Here is a 17,647-nt window from a genome sequence, read left to right on the forward strand (position 1 = left end):
GCGCTTTCAGGATGCTTTACGGCTCAATGATTCGGCGAAATGGGGGAAGCGCGTCAAGTAATAGCTGGCCGTAACGCCGAACAATAATTCTGCGGTCCAGAATCGTGACGCGGCCAGTATCCGACTCGGTTCGCAGAAGCCGGCCAACGGCCTGCACCAATTTGATGGACGCATCCGGTACCGTTATTTCCATGAACGGGTTGCCACCTCTGAGTGTTACCCATTCGGCGAGGCTGGCCTCAATCGGATCGTCTGGCACGGAGAATGGCAGCCGAGTGATCACAACGTGGCTTAGGTATTTGCCTGGCAAATCGATGCCCTCAGCAAAACTTGCCACCCCGAACAGGACGCTCGGCAAACCTTCATCCACGCGAGCACAGTGACGCCTCAGCACTTCACCTTTTGCCATATCGTCCTGAGTAGTGATCAGTTCGGGGAATTCTGGCGAAAGCACTTCATGAACCATTTTCATCTGGCGCCTGGAGGTAAACAACACGAGGGTTGCCTTTTCTCCCGCCCAAAGTTCCGGCAATCGCTGCACCAGAGCATCACCGAACCCTTCATCGGTGGGCATCACCTTGATATTCGGCACTTCAACCGTCGCCATTTCCTGGTAACGGAACGAGCTGGGCACTACCACGAAGCGACTGTCTGCTGGCAGCCCTGCCCGGGATTTGAGGCGATCAAAGCGCCCGAGTGCTGTCAGGGTGGCGCTGGTCAACACAGCGCCGAACGCTCGTGACCAGAGACGTGTGAACAACAAATTGTCGGCAAGTACCGGGCTGCTATAGAAAGTAATGTCTTCTGCGTGGTCCCAGCGCTGACGGATAGCCCACCGTGCCGGGGGAGGTCCTGATTTTCTGGCTGACTGCGAATCGGAATCGTCCTGGTCGGTTGCTAGGACTGCCGGGTTGTCGCACCAGGCTACCCAGAGGCGCAGCTGATCCTCCGCTCGACTGTGAAAAGACCCAAGTATCGGATACCAGGCTTCGGCGGTGTCTCGGTCAATATCGCTTTCCTTGCGGTCATCAAAAGCGGCCTGAAGTTCATCAACCATCACACCTAACTGGCGCACCAAAGCTGCCGTCGCCAGTCTCGATTCAGTGGCCAGCTCAGCCAGCCCGTCCGGTAACTGGCCTTCGGGATAGCGCCATTGGGCGGAGCGCCGCTCCTCACTGAATTCCCAACCGGTATTTTCTTCCGCTTCGGAGTAAATATTGGCCAAAGCCCCATCCAGTTCGCGGGAGGCGGAACTGATTTTGTCGATGCTCTTGGCTGCCGTTGTCCCAGGCGCGAAAAACGGCTGCATCTTCCCCAGTGCCTGGGAAAGCTGCTTCAGCCACTGCCGCGTCGCGTTGAGAGGCACAGACGCAGCGAAATGATTGAGAGCCTTCTCCGGCAAATGATGTGCTTCGTCGAAGATAAACAGGGCGTTCTCCGGCTCAGGCAGTATGGCGCCCCCGCCCAGTGCCAGGTCAGCCAGCACCAGATCATGATTCGCAACGATAATGTCCGCTTCATCAAGATCTTTCCGTGCCTCGAAGAAGGCGCAGCTGTCGAAATAGGAACAGTGGCGATTGGTGCACTGCCGGTGATCGGTGGTCACCTGGCGCCAGATATCATCAGGAATCTGATCCGGCCAATGATCCCTGTCGCCATCCCAGCGACGAGCGCCATAACTGGCCAGCATATCTTCAAAAAATTCCCGGGTACCAGGTTCCTGTTGCCCCGGTTCATCCATGAGAAACAATGGCATGGTGTCGCTGTCGCCATTTCCCTCATCGTGAAGACGGGCTTCGAGACGGGAAAGGCACAAGTAGCGCCCCCGGCCTTTGGCAAGTGTCCAGTCGAAGTCCAGATGACTGTGTTTTCGAAGGTCAGGCAGATCCTTGTTCACGATCTGATCCTGTAGCGCCACCGTCGCGGTGGAAATCACCAGGGTTTTTCCCAGGGCTTTGGCAACAGGAATGGCCGAGATCAGGTAGGCCAGGGTTTTACCGGTACCCGTGCCTGCTTCCACTACGCACGCTGCGGGGGGCGAGGTACGCAGGCCATCCTCTTCAGTAATCCCGCCCATGTAGCGGGCGATTTCTGCGATCATCAGCCGTTGCCCATATCGGGCTTTGATGTCCTTGCCCGCCAGTACATCACGGTATGCCTGCTGTATGGTCTGTTTGGTTTCCTCTGTCAGTGCCATATTATTCGGGGCTCACCCAGTCTCGAACACTGCCAACCCTGAACTGCCGGCCATTCTTACTCAGCACAACGCCTTGTTCGGTAATCTGATCAACCCGGATGCCCGAAAAGCTATCTCCCGCTCTCAGATATTGGTTGTTAATCATCACGCGGCGGGATGAAGGTTCGGACGCATAGATATGACTGTTAAAAACCAGATCGGGAACGGACTTCTGGAACGGCAGAGGCATTTCAACAAGGTGTGGCACTGAGCTTGCGGACGATGGCTGGGCCTGAACCTCGTCGCTCGCTGGCTCAGAACGTCTCCGGGAAGGCACGATAATTGTCGGCTTCTCCTGCTCCTCGGCACTGCTGGCTACTTCTGGCCGCTCTACCTGCTGAGCGGGTTCTGACAATGCCTCCTCAGACTCGTTCGTTTGAGCGTTGCCAGTCGCATCTACTTCGGTCTTTGGCTCAGTGACCGGCTCCGGTTCCGGTGCTGTGGAGGGTGCGGGGTTTTCCGCGGCCTTTGGCTCTATAGCGGGAACAAAGGCGCTGGGCCGGAAAATATAGATCAGCACTGCCGCATTCAGCATCAGCCCAACACCAACCCAGACAAGCACCATAGAAGATCTCTTCTTGGGTTTGTGGATCAGTTGTACCTGTTGACCGAGGTCTGGTACCCGGCCCTGCCGCCTTTCAGATTCGGATTTTCGCAGCGCATCCAGTATGTATGACATATCAACCAGCCCCGCCTTGCTTTGCCAGCCGATCAAGCCTGGGAACCGGCGCATTCAGATCGTTGTTCATCTGTATGATAGTCATGGCACCGGCGATGCCGTCCACGGTCAACCCTTTCTTCGACTGATACCATCGAATCTGTTCGTCCGAATTCATCCGGACAACCTGATTTTCTTCGGTGCGATTGGCCGACTGCTGACCAGCCAACTCCATTAACCGCGCACTGAGCCAGATCTGCTTATCCGTCAGAGCATCGGGAGAGTCACCGGAAACCTCAGAATCAAAAGGAGGAACCTCCCAAAGCACCGTAAACCGCCCATGCCAGTAGGGCTCCACGCTGCTGAAGGCGACTGTCCTGCTGCCCTGCGCGTTCACAATGCTGGCTTCCCCGTCATTCAACGAGTTCAGAACCACAAACCCGGTCTGGCCCGCGCTATCGCGCAGGTAAAGAATGGCAGGTCGGTTCAGAAACATCAGGCCCTGACGAGACATGCGGTTGTCCAGGCACCGTAACCCCTGTGTTTCGGCGAAATCGCAGGCAATGGGCGCGCTGGATGGTTCATAGTTGCGACCCCAACGGTCAAACAAGGCACCAAAGGCACCCGCCAGAGACGTCATACGCTGATCAAAGCTGAATTCGTTTAGCTCGGAAGTAGCTTCGGCTGTTTCGCTCGAAACGGCGCTTTCCGGTGCGTCTTCAATCCTGTCGACAGTGCCGACGAAGGCTTCATTGCTGATGGTTTCAACGGCGTTATCCAACACCTCTCCCGAATCGTCACCAACCCAGGTAAGGGTAAGCAACAGGGCCAGAACGCCACTTAAAGAAACCATGGTAAGTCGCAGGGGCCGGTCAGCAAGTAGCCGGGACTTGCGTGACTTCGGGCCATTCACTTCAGCCGCTGCCCGGCGAATGTGTCTGGCAGTGATGTGGTGCTCGCTCTGTGCATAAGCACCCAGCAATGCCCTATCACAAATCAGATTGATCAACCGGGGAATGCCCTGACTATGCCGGTAGAGGGCTTTGATGGCCCCCTCACTGAATATTTCGCCACGCATGCCCGCCACGCCCAGTCGGTAGCGGATATAGGCATCGAGTTCGTCCCGCACCAGACCCTCAAGGTGATAGCGCGCAGTAACCCGCTGGTTTAGCTGCCTGAGTTGCGGCAACGCCAGCATGTCCTGCAACTCGGGCTGTCCCAGAAGAACGATCTGCAACAGTTTTTTCTCAGTGGTTTCGAGATTCGTGAGCAGGCGCAGTTGCTCAAGGACTTCGGCAGAAAGGTTCTGGGCTTCGTCGATCATGAGGACTTTATGGCGCCCGGCCGCATGGGCCTCAAGCAGATCATCATTAATCAGGCCAACCAGCTCCTTGATGGACGCACGGGCAGAATGTTCGATCTCAAGTTCATCACAGATGGAAGACAGCAGTTCCCTCGCAGAAAGACGCGGGTTCAGAACCAGCGCGATATCAACGTAGTCGGGCGCATTCTCAATGAAGCAGCGGCTAACCGTTGTCTTCCCAGTACCCACTTCCCCCGTAATCACGATAAAGCCGCCCTGGCCTTGAACGCCGTACATCAAATGCGCCAGCGCCTCTTTGTGGCGTTCGCTCAGGTAGAGGTAGCGAGGATCAGGAGCAATGGAGAAGGGTGGCTCTCTAAAGCCAAAGAAATCATTGTACATTTCAGGACTTACCGGATTCAGCCGGGCTTACAAGGCGCAGATCCGCCGTGGAACGTCGCTGTTCGCTTTTTAACCGACGTATACAGCGCTCAAGGGTTTTCGAAATTCTCGCATGGGAACGAATCATGGAAATCTTGGGCCAGGTTGCCCTCTCCCCCTGTAGGATCATCTCTTTCACCCAGGCCGGATCCGGATTCGCCAAAATCCGCCGATAATCCTTCAGGCGATAGGATGGCGCAATCGTCACGTCACCGGTGTAGCGCTGCCCCAGTATGGAATACATCTGGCCGGACATCTGTCTGAGCAACTCCGGCCGTACCCTCTTGCGCAAATAGTCGAAGACGCCTTGTCCATGAAAGCTGACCTCGGACTTCAGCAAATGCATGGGAATGTTGCTGAGTTTCAGCTTTTCATCCCGGCCACGATTGTTCAGAAAGGGCACCACGTGGGGGTTGGTCTGGCTGACTATCGTGAAATTCACATCGTAAAGGTGCATCAGACGGTCGATCGGGAGATCACTAACCACCGAGCCATCCACAAATTTAAGGCGGGACATGTAGGGTAGCACGTTCCCGGATATGTCCTTCTTCATCAAGGTAACCGGTGGGAAGATACCGGGGACGGCAGCGCTGGCAAGCACGGCGCTCCATACAAGCAGGTAGGGCGAGGTATAACCGCACAACAGACGGGCCTGCTGGTGCACCTGTACCGGCGATACGCTCACGTTGATTGATCGACCGGAGCGCTGGAACGCCTCCTCGAAGGTGTATTCTCCGATATTCGCCCTGAGGCATTCCTTCAGCGTCTGCTGATCCATCAATCCATCGCCACGGATCGCACTGAACAAACCGCGCCATTTCCAGGCCTTCAGATTATGGGTTTCAGGCACCAGCATATCGGGAACTTCGGCGTCGCTGTGCACGCCAAGAATCCCGGCGATGATGGCGCCAATGCTTGAGCCAGCGACTACCTGTGGCAAAAGCCCTTTTTCCCACAGCGCCTTGATAACGCCGAAGTGGAATATACCGAGGGAGGCGCCACCGCTGAGCAACAACGCGGGACGACCAAAACTGGTCAATGTGTCGCGGAAAAACTGAATTTTATCGATCGTCGGGAAGTTACTGTCTTCCGTATCACACAGATAATCGAGAGATTCGCAAACCTGCGTGATGTATTCTTCAATCAGATGCTTGGTGCCCACTCGCGACCGGGTATAAAGCGCCGGGTTGCCCATATTTCCAAGGTCGTGGTGCAATCCTTCCCGTAACGCGCGCTTGAGGCGATCCATGTCGTTCTGCAGACGATAGTGCCGAAGGTTACTTAGCCGGTCGTAAACGAGTTCGTAATGGTAGAGGTCAGACGCAAAGTCTTCTTTCCAATCGACATTCCCCTCGAGAAAATCCAACTCCAATGCAGCCGCCTTCCAGGCTTCATAGTTCGGCGCCTCGGCAAGCATTTTTCGGAATTTTCGGATTCGGCTATCAGCCATCGCCCTACCCTCTATGAGCCCCGTGAGATCAGTCACCGACCAATGGAATCAGGAATCAGAAGTCTTCCAGCATCAGATCTTCGTCATCGTCACTGGCAAACGGATCATTGACCGTTCGCCCATCGTTGATCAGAAATTCCCGACGTTGCAAGTAGGCGTTGCGGACGAAGGTGTACTCATCGCCGGAAATGAAGCCTTCTGCCGGAATCAGGTCAGCTCGCTTGTCTACGATTTGAAGCGCCCGCGCAAAGTATACCTCTGGTTCCTCGACTTCATCCCAGGCTGAGGGTAAAACAAGACTATCGGTCAAAAAACCACCCAGATCCCTGGGGTTGGAAGGCCCCATGAAAGGAAGCATCAGATAAGGTCCGGAATTCACTCCCCAGTACCCCAGGCTCTGGCCAAAATCCTCCGGCCGCTCCGGCAGGTCAAAAGCCGTTGCTACATCGAACAGGCCACCAAGTCCGAAAATCGTGTTGTAGGTGAAACGCCCTGTGGCTACGACTGCGGATTCCGGTTTCAGCTGAAACACGCTGTTGGCGAAATTGCGCAGTTCCGTCAGGTTGTTGAAGAAATTGGTGACGGCTCGGTCTGCGACGCCGGGCATCACTGCTCGATAAGCTTTGGCAACGGGCCTGAGGAACCAGTCATCGATCGTCCGGTTAAAACCATAGACCTCACGATTCCAACCCTCATACGGGTCCCGATCTGAGGTGTTATCGCCGTAGCTGCTGTCATAGCCGGACGCCGTTTCGGCTTGAACGCTCTGAGCCAGGGCATTCTTGGGGCCTGCAATCAGGGCCAAAAAAAGAAAAAAGACGGTATGCCGGAGTGCTATCTGCTTCATTCAATAACCCGAGGTTGTGAAATCCTAAAAGTTCTGACAAAAATACCGGCACTTGAACCAGCTGAGATCCCTGAACTAGGAGCTAAACGATGTCCGTACCTGGAAACCTGGTAAGCACTCTATCCATGCCGCTCAGATGGGGGGACATGGACGCTTACGGTCACGCCAATAATACGGTTTATTTCCGCTTCTTCGAAGAGGCTCGAATTACCTGGCTAGCCTCACTCAAGCTGGGAAAAGAGGGTGACCCTGACGGCCCCGTTATTATCAAGACCAGCGCCACATTTCTCAAGGAAATGGCGCACCCTGCTACCGTCGAGGTAAGAACATACGCTGACAAGGCGGGCAATACCAGTCTTGACACCTATCACACCCTGACAGATGCCGAGACTGGCGACGTTTACGCGGAGGGCTACGCAAAGATTGTGTGGTTTGACCGTACCGCACGGACCTCAACCCGTCTTCCGGACGCGCTGAGGTCACTGGCAGCATCTGGCGCTTGACCTTACCGGCGTCTGACCACCACACTTCCAATGGAATAGCCTGCACCGAAGGAGCAGATCACACCCAGATCGCCGGTGGTGAAGTCATCCCTGTGCTTATGGAACGCGATGATAGACCCTGCGGAACTGGTGTTGGCGTATTCGTCCAGAATAACCGGAGCTTCTTGAGTTGATGCGTCCCGACCGAGCACTTTGCGAGCAATAAGCTGGTTCATGTTCAGGTTGGCCTGGTGCAACCACATGCGTTTCAACTCATTTGCACCCACAGATAGCGAAGCCAGTTGCCCCAGAATGGTTTCTGCCACCAGTGGTGACACTTCCTTGAACACCTTGCGGCCCTGCTGAACAAAGAGTTTGTCGGGCTTGTTAACCCCGGATTTATCGGCGCGATTGAGAAAGCCGAAATTGTTACGAATGGCATTCGAAAACTTGGTCTTCAGACGAGTGCCAAGAATCTCGAATCCTGTACCCGGAGAAACGTCTTCTTCCCTTTCCACAAGGATCGCAGTACAGGCGTCGCCGAAAATAAAATGACTGTCACGATCACGGAAGTTCAGGTGGCCGGAACATATTTCCGGACTAACGACCAGCACTGATCGCGCAGCGCCGTTCTCAACCGCGTTCACGGCGGCCTGAAGCCCAAACGTTGCGGAACTGCAGGCCACGTTCATGTCATAGGCAAAACCTTCAATGCCCAATGCATCCTGCACTTCAACCGAGACCGCTGGATAGGCTCGCTGCAGGTTAGAACAGGCAACGATCAGTGCATCGACATCTGCCGCCGTTTTACCCGCCTGCTCCAATGCCTGATTACAGGCAGTGATGGCCATTTCACATTGAACAGAGGGTTCATCATTAGGGCGATCCGGGATGTTCGGACACATGCGTTCCGGATCCAGAATGCCTTCTTTGTCAATGACATGGCGGGACTTAATGCCCGATGCTTTCTCAATGAAGGCCGATGATGACGGCTGAAGGGCTTCTATATCACCCCGGGCGATTTCGTCAGCGTGCTCCGAATTGTAGCGCTCGACATACGCATTGAAAGCAGCGACCAACTCATCGTTACTGATGCTCGCTGGCGGAGTGTAGAGCCCGGTTCCGCTGATGACGGCTTTAATCACGCTAACCCCTCGTCGTATTGATAAAAAACAGTGATGAAACAACAAACGAACTATCGTTTCTCATGCACCAAATACTAACACAGTCCTGTGTTTTTGCTCCCGGCGACAAAGGTCTTAAACGCGGGCCTTTTCCCACTGCCTCTCCAGCCGCTTGACCGATACCGGCATGGCGGTGCCCAGTTGTTGTGCAAAAAAAGACACCCGGAATTCCTCCAGCATCCAGCGATACAGTTCCAGCTCCGGGTCGCGCACGCCCTGACGAGCCTGTTGATCTTTTTTGCTCGCATATCGGGACCAGAGTGGTTCTATGGTATGGAGAAACTCTCTTTCCCGGCCCATCTCACGGCGCATTTTCTCGTGGCGTATGGCTGCTGCCTCAAAGTATCGCCCAAAGCAGGCCAGCCATTCAGGCGGTGTTTCCACCAGGAAGCCCGGATATACCAGGTTCTGCATCTGAAATTTCAAATCTGCCATGCTGTTGGCAACCGCAAGATCGATTTTGCCTTTCAGCTGCTTCATTACTGCGTGATAACCCGTCATCGCCTGATGCAGTTGCCGATCCGCCTCTTCCAGTGCCGGAATAAAATCCGCACGCTGCGACTCAAAACAATCGACAAACTCGGCTTCCGTGCGAGGGATCTGGCCCCTCAGAAAATGCTCGATGGCGGTACTGATCAGCAAATCATCCAGCAGCACGCGGGACTGACCCACCGGAGCGAACATCAGGCCCGATTGCTTGAAATGTGGCAGCTTGCGATCAAGCCCTTCCAGAGTGTTACCAAAGCGAATCAGAATCAGCCGTGCCAGAGCCCGCCGGGTACAATCCTCGGCAGTCAAAGGGTCGAGACACTGAATCTGGCGAACCGAGTCCCCCAGGTCTTCCAGAGCAGGATAAACAGTCACTTCCATGCCGCTTTTCTGAGTCGTCACTGACGTCGGCATGTCTCCGAACGCCCATGCGGTGGACGGCGCTGAATCACGGGGCTGGTGCTCACTGGATGTCGCCTGTGCCAGGGCTTCCTCCGCCTGGCCCTCAAGTTCGCTTTGGAGATTATCCGTCTCCCGGCTTTCCGCGATGGGGTTGCCAGCGTCGTCAACCACACGAAGGTTCATCCGCAGGTGATTCGGCAGCTCAGACTCAGACCAGGCATCCGGCGGTATGGCCACACCGGTCATCTTCCTGAGCTGCTCACCGAGCTGAAGGGTCAAGGGTTCATTGGACGGCTGAAGGTTTTCAACCGCTGCATCCACAAAATCCGGCACCGGGACAAAGTTCCGCCGCAAGGCCTTAGGCAAGCCTTTCACCAGCGCGATGCATTTCTCCCGAAGCAGGCCTGGTACCAGCCATTCCAGGCGCCGTGCTGGCAGCTGCTTGAGCGCCATCACCGGTGCCTGAAGCGTCACACCGTCCCTTTCACTGGTAGGCTCGAATTCGTAGCTAAGCGGGTATTTTACCCCTTCCCATTCCAGGAAGTCCGGGTAGAGCGCGTCCGCATGCTCGTCGACCGGGCGCTGAAGAATATCGGCTTCGGTAAGTTCCAGGCCTTTCAATGTTTCAGCATCCAGTGACTTCCACCAACTTTCAAAGTGCCTGCCGCTGACAATATCCGCTGGCAACCGTTGATCGTAGAAATCCACCAACGTTTCGTCGTCTACCAGCAGATCTCTGCGTCTGGTTTTTTTTTCCAGATTCTCGACCGAGTCAAGAAGTGCGCGATTTCGTTCTATAAACGGTGCCTTGGACTGGTAATCGCCCTCCACCAGAGCGCGACGAATAAACAGGTTCCGGCACTCGGCAGCATCGACCTTGCTGTAGGGAATGCGGCGCTTCGGAATAATATCCAGGCCGTAAAGCGTCACCTTTTCATAGCCCATGACCTGGGCCCGTTTTTGTTCCCAGTGAGGCTCGAAATAGTGGTGCTTCACCACATGACCCGCCAACGGCTCGATCCATTCCGGCTCAATTTTGGCAACCATTCGGGCAAACACACGACTGGTTTCGACAATTTCCGCCGCCACAATCCATTTAGGCGAAGACTTCGAAACCTTCGATCCGGGGAAAATCAGAACTTTTCGGTTTCGCGTAGCCAGATATTCCTTTTTTTCCAGTTTGGTCGCTATCTGTCCCAACAACCCGGAAACAATGGCTTTATGCAGAGCCGCGTAACTGGCCGTTTCCTTGTTGAGTTTCAGCTTTTGTTCGCGACAGATCAGCGTCAGCTGACGGTGAATATCCCGCCATTCCCGCATGCGCATCCAGGACAGGAAGGATTTCTGACACACCTTTTTAAGCTGATTCTGCGAAAGCTCCTGCCGTTGTTCCTCGAAGTAATTCCAGACATTCAGCAGGGTCAGGAAATCCGATTCTTTATCGTTGAAGGGTGCATGGGCCTGGTCGGCGGCCTGCTGCTTTTCCTGCGGTCGCTCTCTTGGGTCCTGAATGCTCAGGCCTGCAATGATCACCAGGGTCTCTGCCAGACTGCCCTGCTCGGAAGCTGTCACCAGCATCCGTGCCAGTCGCGGGTCCAGTGGCAACCGGGCCATGGTTCGACCAAGCTGTGTGACCCGGCGTTTGCCGTCCACGGCGCTTAGTTCTTCAAGCAGTTTATAGCCGTCATTGATGAGCTTCCGGTCCGGCGCCTCAAGAAAAGGAAAGTGCCTGATGTCGCCAAGCCCAGACGTGGTCATTTGCAGAATGACCGACGCCAGATTGGTCCTCAGAATTTCAGGATCGGTGTACTCCGGGCGAGTAACAAAATCCGATTCGTCGTAAAGCCTGAAGCAGATACCTGGCGCCACCCGGCCGCACCGTCCCGCCCTCTGATTCGCACTGGCCTGGGAAACGGGTTCGATCGGCAAACGCTGAATTTTGGAGCGCACGCTGTAGCGGCTGATCCGGGCGACGCCGGTGTCGATCACATAGCGTATCCCGGGGACCGTCAGCGACGTTTCTGCCACATTGGTCGAAAGCACAATCCGACGGCCGGCATGGCTCTGAAAAATCCGGTTTTGCTCCTGATTACTCAGCCGTGAGTACAGCGGTAGTACCTCTGTGTGTCGCAACTCGGCGTGCCGCAGTGTCTTACTCAGACCGCGGATTTCGCGTTCACCCGGCAAAAACACCAGCACATCGCCCGGCGGCTTTTTCTCTGCCCGCTCGTGCTGCTCTATTTCTTCGATGGCCTGAATGACACCGTCACCCCAACCCTGGTCGCGATCGTCTTCATCGCCGGCAAGGGGGCGGTAACGGATATCCACGGGAAAGGTGCGACCACTGACTTCAATCACTGGCGCATTACCAAAAAACTCACTGAACCTTTCCACCTCGATGGTGGCCGAAGTGATGATCACTTTCAGGTCCGGACGTTTAGGCAATAACTGCTTCAAATAACCGAGCAGGAAGTCGATGTTCAGGCTACGCTCGTGAGCCTCGTCAATAATGAGGGTGTCATAGCCGTCGAGAAACCGGTCGTGCTGAATTTCCGACAACAGAATGCCATCGGTCATCACCTTCAGCCGGGACTGCTCTGATGTGGTATCGGTGAAGCGAACCTGATACCCGACCTGCCCTCCGGTCTGCTCGCCGATTTCCTCGGCAATCCGGCCCGCCACGGTACGCGCTGCAATTCGGCGGGGCTGGGTGTGGCCAATCAAACCACGAATACCGCGCCCATTGTTCAGGCAGATTTTCGGTATCTGGGTGGTTTTACCAGAACCGGTCTCGCCAGCAATGATGACGACCTGGTTCTCGTCGATGGCACGCTGAATATCATCAACGCGCTCCGACACAGGCAATGATTCAGGGAATGAAACTGGCCGATGAGATTGTTGGCGGCGGCGAACGATGGCTTCACCATCCTCCAACCAGCGCTGGATTTTATCCAGCTCTTTCTGACCTGGTTGCCCTTTTGTCCGGGCAACCAGTTTGTGTATGCGAGCGGCTTGCCGCTGGTTACATTGCGCCAGCGCCGAGAGGATCTCTCTGACGCTGGTCTTGCTGGTTTGATTTGTGGTTGAAGCGTCTGACATTACGCTCAGGCGTTGGCCTCGTCCCGAAGTTCACGACGAAGAATCTTGCCAACGTTCGTTTTTGGCAGCTCGTCCCGGAATACGAATGACTTGGGCACCTTATAAGCCGTCAAACGTTCACGGCAGAACTCCTTGAGCTCGTTCTCGGTCACTCCTTCCGGAGTTGCGACCAGGTAAACCTTGACGGCCTCTCCACTCTTGGCATCGGGCACGCCGACGGCGGCACACTCAACCACATTGGGATGCCCCGATACGACGTCTTCGATTTCATTGGGATAGACGTTAAATCCGGAGACGATAATCATGTCTTTTTTGCGGTCCACGATCCGGATATAGCCATCTTCCTGGATCAGTGCCACGTCACCGGTTTTCAGAAAGCCGTCTTCAGTGAAAGACTTTTGAGTGTCTTCCGGGCGCTGCCAATAGCCGCGCATCACCTGCGGGCCCTTGACGCAGAGCTCGCCGGCGACCCCAAAGTCTGTCTCGTTGCCATCATCGTCAATGGTCTTAACGACGGTGTTGGCAATGGGCAGACCAATGGTGCCGAGCTGAATGGCACTGCTGGGGTTGAAAGTGACCACCGGAGAGGTCTCAGTCATGCCATAGCCTTCGCTGATTTCACAACCCGTGACGCGCTCCCACATCTTGGCCGTATCGCTGGTCAGCGCCATGCCGCCGGACGACGTCAGCTTCAGGTGGCTGAAGTCGAGTGCTTTGAAATCGTCGTTATTGCAGAGAGCGACGAACAACGTGTTCAACCCCAGGAACGCCGTAAACTTGTGATTCTGAAGTTCCTTCACGAACCCCGGAATATCACGCGGGTTCGGGATCAGCACATTATGCGCGCCCGCCTCCAACATAATGCCGCAGTTCAGCGTGAACGAATAAATGTGATAGAGCGGAAGCGGCGCAATCACCACTTCCTTACCTTCTTCGATGGAATCTCCCATCATCGGACGAGCTTGCAGCAGGTTGGCCACCAGGTTGCCGTGGGTCAGCATGGCACCTTTAGCCACGCCGGTGGTGCCACCGGTGTATTGAAGTACTGCGATATCGTCGTGCTTGCATTCAACAGCAGTGAATTTTTCCTTTGAGCCCTCACTCAGCACCGCTGGAAGTTTGTGCGCTTGAGGCAGGTTGAAAGGAGGCACCATTTTTTTCAGGTGCTTAACAGCTGCGTTCATCAGGGTGCGCTTCAGCGGCGAATGCATATCCGCAAGCTCGGTCACAATCACGTGTTCTACACCGGTCTGCGGAAGCACCTTTTCTGCGTTGTGAGCCATATTTGCAAGCACTACAAGCGCCTTGGCGCCAGAGTCGTTGAACTGATGCTCCATCTCACGGGTGGTATAAAGCGGGTTCGTGTTTACCACGATCAGGCCAGCACGCATGGCGCCAAAAACAACCACCGGGTATTGGGAAACGTTTGGCATCTGAACAGCAATGCGGTCGCCGGGCTTGAGGTCAGTGTGGTTCTGAAGCCAGGCTGCGAAATTTCGACTTTGAGTGTCCAGATCCCGATAGGTAAGCGTCGCGCCTACGGCACTGAAAGCCGGTTTGTCGGCGTATTTTTTTACCGCCTGATCGAACACATCAACCATGCTCTTGTATTTGTTCAGATCTACTTCACGAGGAACACCATCGGGGTATTTATCCTGATAGAACTGCTCAAAATCCATCACAATCTCCTGTTCGGCATCTTTTTGATTGTTGTCTTCGATCTGTGTTTTCTTTTTCTAAAATAGCAACAATACGAAGGTCTAAGCGCGAAAAAATCCGTCAGAGAATAGCAGTTTTGTGACTGATGAGGTAGTTTTCGGGTAAGAAGCAAGGGCCAAAAATATCACGTTGAAACGGCGGAGCGGATGATGACCGATACCCTCGATATCCTGGAAAACATCACTTATGACGAACTTCAGGAAGGCGACTCGGCAACTTACGTTAAGACGCTTACAGAAGATGAGCTGGTCCTGTTTGCGGCCGTATCCGGCGACGTAAGCCCGGTGCACCTGGATTCCGAGTTTGCGGCGGAATCTGTCTTTCGGGAGCGAGTGGCGCATGGCATGTGGAGTGGGTCGCTTATCTCGGCGGCGCTGGCGACGGTGATGCCCGGGCCAGGCACCATTTATCTGGAACAGAGTCTGGCGTTCAAACGCCCGGTGAAACTGGACGACACGTTAACGGTACATCTGACCGTCGCAAGTAAAGACCGTAAAAACCGCGTAACTTTCACCTGCGACGTACGGAATCAAAACGATGAACAGGTGGTATTCGGCGACGCAAAAGTCATCGCCCCCACCCAGAAAATGTCGTTCAACAAACCAACCCTTCCCAAGATCACCATCGAGCATTGATACTGATTTGCCAGGGAGCCCTCGGCAAGTTTAAAAGCGATCAGCCCGGTAGAAAATCCAGTGGGAACTTGAGCTCCCGCTGCTGAACATCCGCAGCACCGAAATTGAACAGCCTGACCCGCATCGCAATTTTCTGCTCAAGCTGCGGGTGATCCAGCTCTGAATCCACAACTTCGCATTTCGACACAGAGCCATCTGGTTCAATCACCAATTTCAACAGAACCTTGCCATGCAATAGCGGGTCTTTGCGCTGCTCCCGGCCGACCATCGCGTTCAGTGCGGTCTTGTTAGCATCAAACACCTTGCGAATGTTCCGCATGGAGCGAGTCGAAGGTCCAGTGTCTGCAACCTGTTGTGGCTGCGGGGCAGGCGTCGCCTCTTCGGCAACCTCGACATCCCGAACCTGATGCTCGGCAACTGCGACCTGGCGAGTAACCCCCTGCTCCCGGTCGACACCGCCACTTCCGGCAAGGGCCTTACCTGACGTATCCGCGTTGCTGTCCGTTTCCGGACGGGCACTGCTGCCGTCGACATTTGCCGTCATGGTCTCTCGAACCTCCGGCTCCGGACTGCGCATGCTCGCCAGCGTATCTTTCATCGCGAGCAAACCGGAGCGGGAGGCCTTTTCACGCGCTTTTTCAACTTCTTTTGGCGATGCCTGCTGTGGCTGTGGCTCCGGCTTTGGCGGTTCCGGTGTCTTGACGATCTGTGCCGGCTTCTCTTCAGGAGGCTCCGGCTGCTTTTCCGGCTCGGGCTCAGGTTCTGGCTCGGGCTCCGGCTCTGGCGCCTGTTCAACAACCGGCTCTGGCGGTTCTTTTTTCTCGATCAGTTTTGCCAGCTGTGGTGGAATCTTTTCCGCTTCGCTGCGCTCGGGTTCCGGCAAATTCAGACTGGGTATCAGTAACGCCGGTGGCAGGAAAAACACCACCATCAGTCCAACAGCCAGATAGAATCTGCGCCCCTCACTTTGATCTTCACCCCACGGCAACCCGAGTTCCGGGCGGTTACGTTCAGCCATTGGCCACCTCCACCGCCGACTCAACTGCCAGGCGCACCTGTCGATAATCTTCGTCTATACAGGTTTGCATGATCTTCCTGAGCAATCGATAGTCCGTATCCCGGCCTGCCATTATCGTGACTTCATGTCCTTTTTCAGGCACGTCGCCACCTCGGCTCCGCCGATACGCAAGTTCCTCTGCCAGCCCGCCGACCGTAATGTCACCCGCTTCGATTCCGCTGAGTCTGGCTACTTCACGTCCTTGCACCAGCACAGCTTCACCGACGACCTGAACGATCAGGGATTCTTCCGCCTGCTTATCAGCGGTCGACTTGGGCAAGGGCACATCCGCTGTGTTCTGCATCACTTTGACGTCAGAAGAGTTCACCATCAAAAAGAACACGAGAATGGTGAATATATCCATCAGCGATACCAGGTTCAGCCCACCTGTCCGGTGCATCCGTCCGTAGTGGCGACGCATTCGATGGGCGCGACGAGATTCTTTCATGCACCCTCCTGCTTTACAGAAAGCTGCCTGTCCTCTGCGGCATCTGACAGGGAAACATCCGGGAACAGCTCACCCTCAACGACATTGGCAGCCACCACGGCAGGGTAAGAACGTACCGTGTCCATTGCTTTTACAAGGGTTTGATAATCCACATCCGGCCCCACTTCCAGAACTAGGTCGGTTTTTTCCGGCATTCGTTTCTTGATTTGCCTGAGTATGAAGCGAAGGCCTTCGAAATCCTGTTTGCCTTCTATGAGCGGTAAAGTCTGAATAACGCCGCGCTCGCTGTCTGCCACTTCAATGCCCTGGGGAATGAGAGCAACAACCAGCCTGAACTCCTCGGCCGATGGAGCCTTGCCGGCGTCCATCCCGGGAAAATCCAGTTCGATCATTCTGATCTGGCTGAACACCATGCCCAGAAGGAGCACAGGCACCAGAACAATCATCAGATTCATGAAAGGCGTGATATCCAGATCAGCCTCAGATGTAAGCTTGCGATGCTTTCTTCTCATAGCGAATCTCGGTGCTCTAAATCTGCCTCTGGATCAGGCGCCTGAAGGCTCTGACTTTTCAGAGATGATGTTCAGCAACTTGACGCCTGCCATCTCGAACGTATCCACGATTTCATTGGTTCGTGTTTGCAGAATGGCATGAAACATCAGCAGCGGAATGGCGGACATCAAACCAAACGCCGTCGTATTCATCGCCACCGAGATACTTTCCGAAAGCAGCGATGCTTTCTGGGACGGATCCGCAGCTGCTACAGCGGTAAAGGCAGAAATCAAACCGATAATGGTGCCCAGCAGCCCCAACAAAGTGGCAACGTTGGCCAGTGTTGACAGGTATTGCGTGCGCTTTTCCAGTCTTGGCAACACTTCCATCAAGCCTTCTTCCATGGCGTATTCGATGTCTTCGCGACGATGATTATTCAGAAGTCGACCAATGCCCGCGCTCATGATGGCCGCAATGGAACTGTCCGATGCATTGGCGGCCTTCATAGCCCGCTGATAGTCACGTTTGCGAAGCATGGGCAGAATGCCTTTTTCAAAGGCAATCCTGTTCCGACGACGAACACCGGAAAGGTAAACGAACCGTTCCATAGTGATGGCCAAACCAAGGGCCAGAACAACGGCAATGGGGTACATAAATGCACCACCTTCCTGAAAAAAACGTGCAATGGTTTCCAGCATGATCAAA

Annotated in this window: 14 protein-coding genes; 2 read left to right on the top strand and 12 right to left on the bottom strand. The window is 54.8% G+C overall.

The genetic code is table 11. The annotated features are described in order from the left end of the window. Positions 1-16 precede the first annotated feature (16 nt). Genes dinG through QLQ17_RS09815 form a run of 5 tightly spaced genes read right to left on the bottom strand, consistent with a single transcriptional unit; the run spans position 17 to position 6,935 of the window. A complete protein-coding gene (dinG, locus tag QLQ17_RS09795; RefSeq protein ID WP_283209399.1) occupies positions 17-2,197 on the bottom strand; it encodes an ATP-dependent DNA helicase DinG in 2,181 nt (726 codons plus the stop codon). A gap of 1 nt (position 2,198) precedes the next feature. Beyond that, positions 2,199-2,915 (bottom strand): general secretion pathway protein GspB, encoded by a 717-nt coding sequence (locus tag QLQ17_RS09800; RefSeq protein WP_283209400.1) that lies wholly within the window; start codon positions 2,913-2,915, stop codon positions 2,199-2,201. Position 2,916: 1 nt separating this feature from the next. Continuing rightward, a complete protein-coding gene (locus tag QLQ17_RS09805; protein ID WP_283209401.1) occupies positions 2,917-4,599 on the bottom strand; it encodes an ExeA family protein in 1,683 nt (560 codons plus the stop codon). Position 4,600: 1 nt separating this feature from the next. After that, positions 4,601-6,088 (bottom strand): DUF3336 domain-containing protein, encoded by a 1,488-nt coding sequence (locus QLQ17_RS09810; protein ID WP_283209402.1) that lies wholly within the window; start codon positions 6,086-6,088, stop codon positions 4,601-4,603. Between the two features lie 55 nt (positions 6,089-6,143). Next, a complete protein-coding gene (locus QLQ17_RS09815; RefSeq protein WP_283209403.1) occupies positions 6,144-6,935 on the bottom strand; it encodes an MlaA family lipoprotein in 792 nt (263 codons plus the stop codon). A gap of 89 nt (positions 6,936-7,024) precedes the next feature. On the opposite strand from QLQ17_RS09815, the gene QLQ17_RS09820 reads away from it, so the two are divergent. After that, the gene (locus tag QLQ17_RS09820) at positions 7,025-7,438 is read left to right on the top strand and encodes an acyl-CoA thioesterase (RefSeq protein ID WP_283209404.1); all 414 of its coding nucleotides are present in this window, start codon (positions 7,025-7,027) and stop codon (positions 7,436-7,438) included. A 2-nt stretch (positions 7,439-7,440) separates the two neighbouring features. On the opposite strand, the gene QLQ17_RS09825 is transcribed toward QLQ17_RS09820, so the two are convergent. From QLQ17_RS09825 to QLQ17_RS09835, 3 genes are all read right to left on the bottom strand, one after another. After that, on the bottom strand, positions 7,441-8,562 hold the full coding sequence (locus QLQ17_RS09825; protein WP_283209405.1) for a beta-ketoacyl-ACP synthase III: 1,122 nt from the start codon (positions 8,560-8,562) through the stop codon (positions 7,441-7,443). Between the two features lie 114 nt (positions 8,563-8,676). Further along, positions 8,677-12,591: an ATP-dependent RNA helicase HrpA gene (hrpA, locus tag QLQ17_RS09830; RefSeq protein WP_283209406.1), complete on the bottom strand. Its 3,915-nt coding sequence runs from the start codon at positions 12,589-12,591 to the stop codon at positions 8,677-8,679. 5 nt (positions 12,592-12,596) lie between these two features. Beyond that, positions 12,597-14,270: an AMP-binding protein gene (locus tag QLQ17_RS09835; RefSeq protein WP_283209407.1), complete on the bottom strand. Its 1,674-nt coding sequence runs from the start codon at positions 14,268-14,270 to the stop codon at positions 12,597-12,599. Between the two features lie 189 nt (positions 14,271-14,459). Here QLQ17_RS09835 and QLQ17_RS09840 point away from each other — a divergent pair, with 189 nt between their 5' ends. After that, a complete protein-coding gene (locus QLQ17_RS09840; RefSeq protein WP_283209408.1) occupies positions 14,460-14,945 on the top strand; it encodes a MaoC/PaaZ C-terminal domain-containing protein in 486 nt (161 codons plus the stop codon). 40 nt (positions 14,946-14,985) lie between these two features. Here QLQ17_RS09840 and QLQ17_RS09845 read toward each other — a convergent pair whose 3' ends face one another. From QLQ17_RS09845 to QLQ17_RS09860, 4 genes are read right to left on the bottom strand one after another with little or no spacing between them, the layout of a single operon-like run. Continuing rightward, positions 14,986-15,963 carry an AgmX/PglI C-terminal domain-containing protein gene (locus QLQ17_RS09845; protein ID WP_283209409.1) on the bottom strand — a complete coding sequence of 326 codons (978 nt, stop codon included), beginning with the start codon at positions 15,961-15,963 and terminating at the stop codon, positions 14,986-14,988. Then, entirely contained in the window at positions 15,956-16,450 is a 495-nt protein-coding gene (locus QLQ17_RS09850) for an ExbD/TolR family protein (protein ID WP_283209410.1), read from the bottom strand. The genes QLQ17_RS09845 and QLQ17_RS09850 overlap by 8 nt, the downstream gene beginning before the upstream one ends. Beyond that, positions 16,447-16,962: a biopolymer transporter ExbD gene (locus QLQ17_RS09855; RefSeq protein ID WP_283209411.1), complete on the bottom strand. Its 516-nt coding sequence runs from the start codon at positions 16,960-16,962 to the stop codon at positions 16,447-16,449. The genes QLQ17_RS09850 and QLQ17_RS09855 overlap by 4 nt, the downstream gene beginning before the upstream one ends. Positions 16,963-16,995: 33 nt before the next feature. Further along, positions 16,996-17,640, bottom strand: coding sequence for a MotA/TolQ/ExbB proton channel family protein (locus QLQ17_RS09860; RefSeq protein ID WP_283209412.1), 645 nt, complete (start codon positions 17,638-17,640; stop codon positions 16,996-16,998). Positions 17,641-17,647 lie beyond the last annotated feature (7 nt).

The organism is Marinobacter sp. CHS3-4 (assembly GCF_030053415.1).
GTDB lineage: Bacteria > Pseudomonadota > Gammaproteobacteria > Pseudomonadales > Oleiphilaceae > Marinobacter.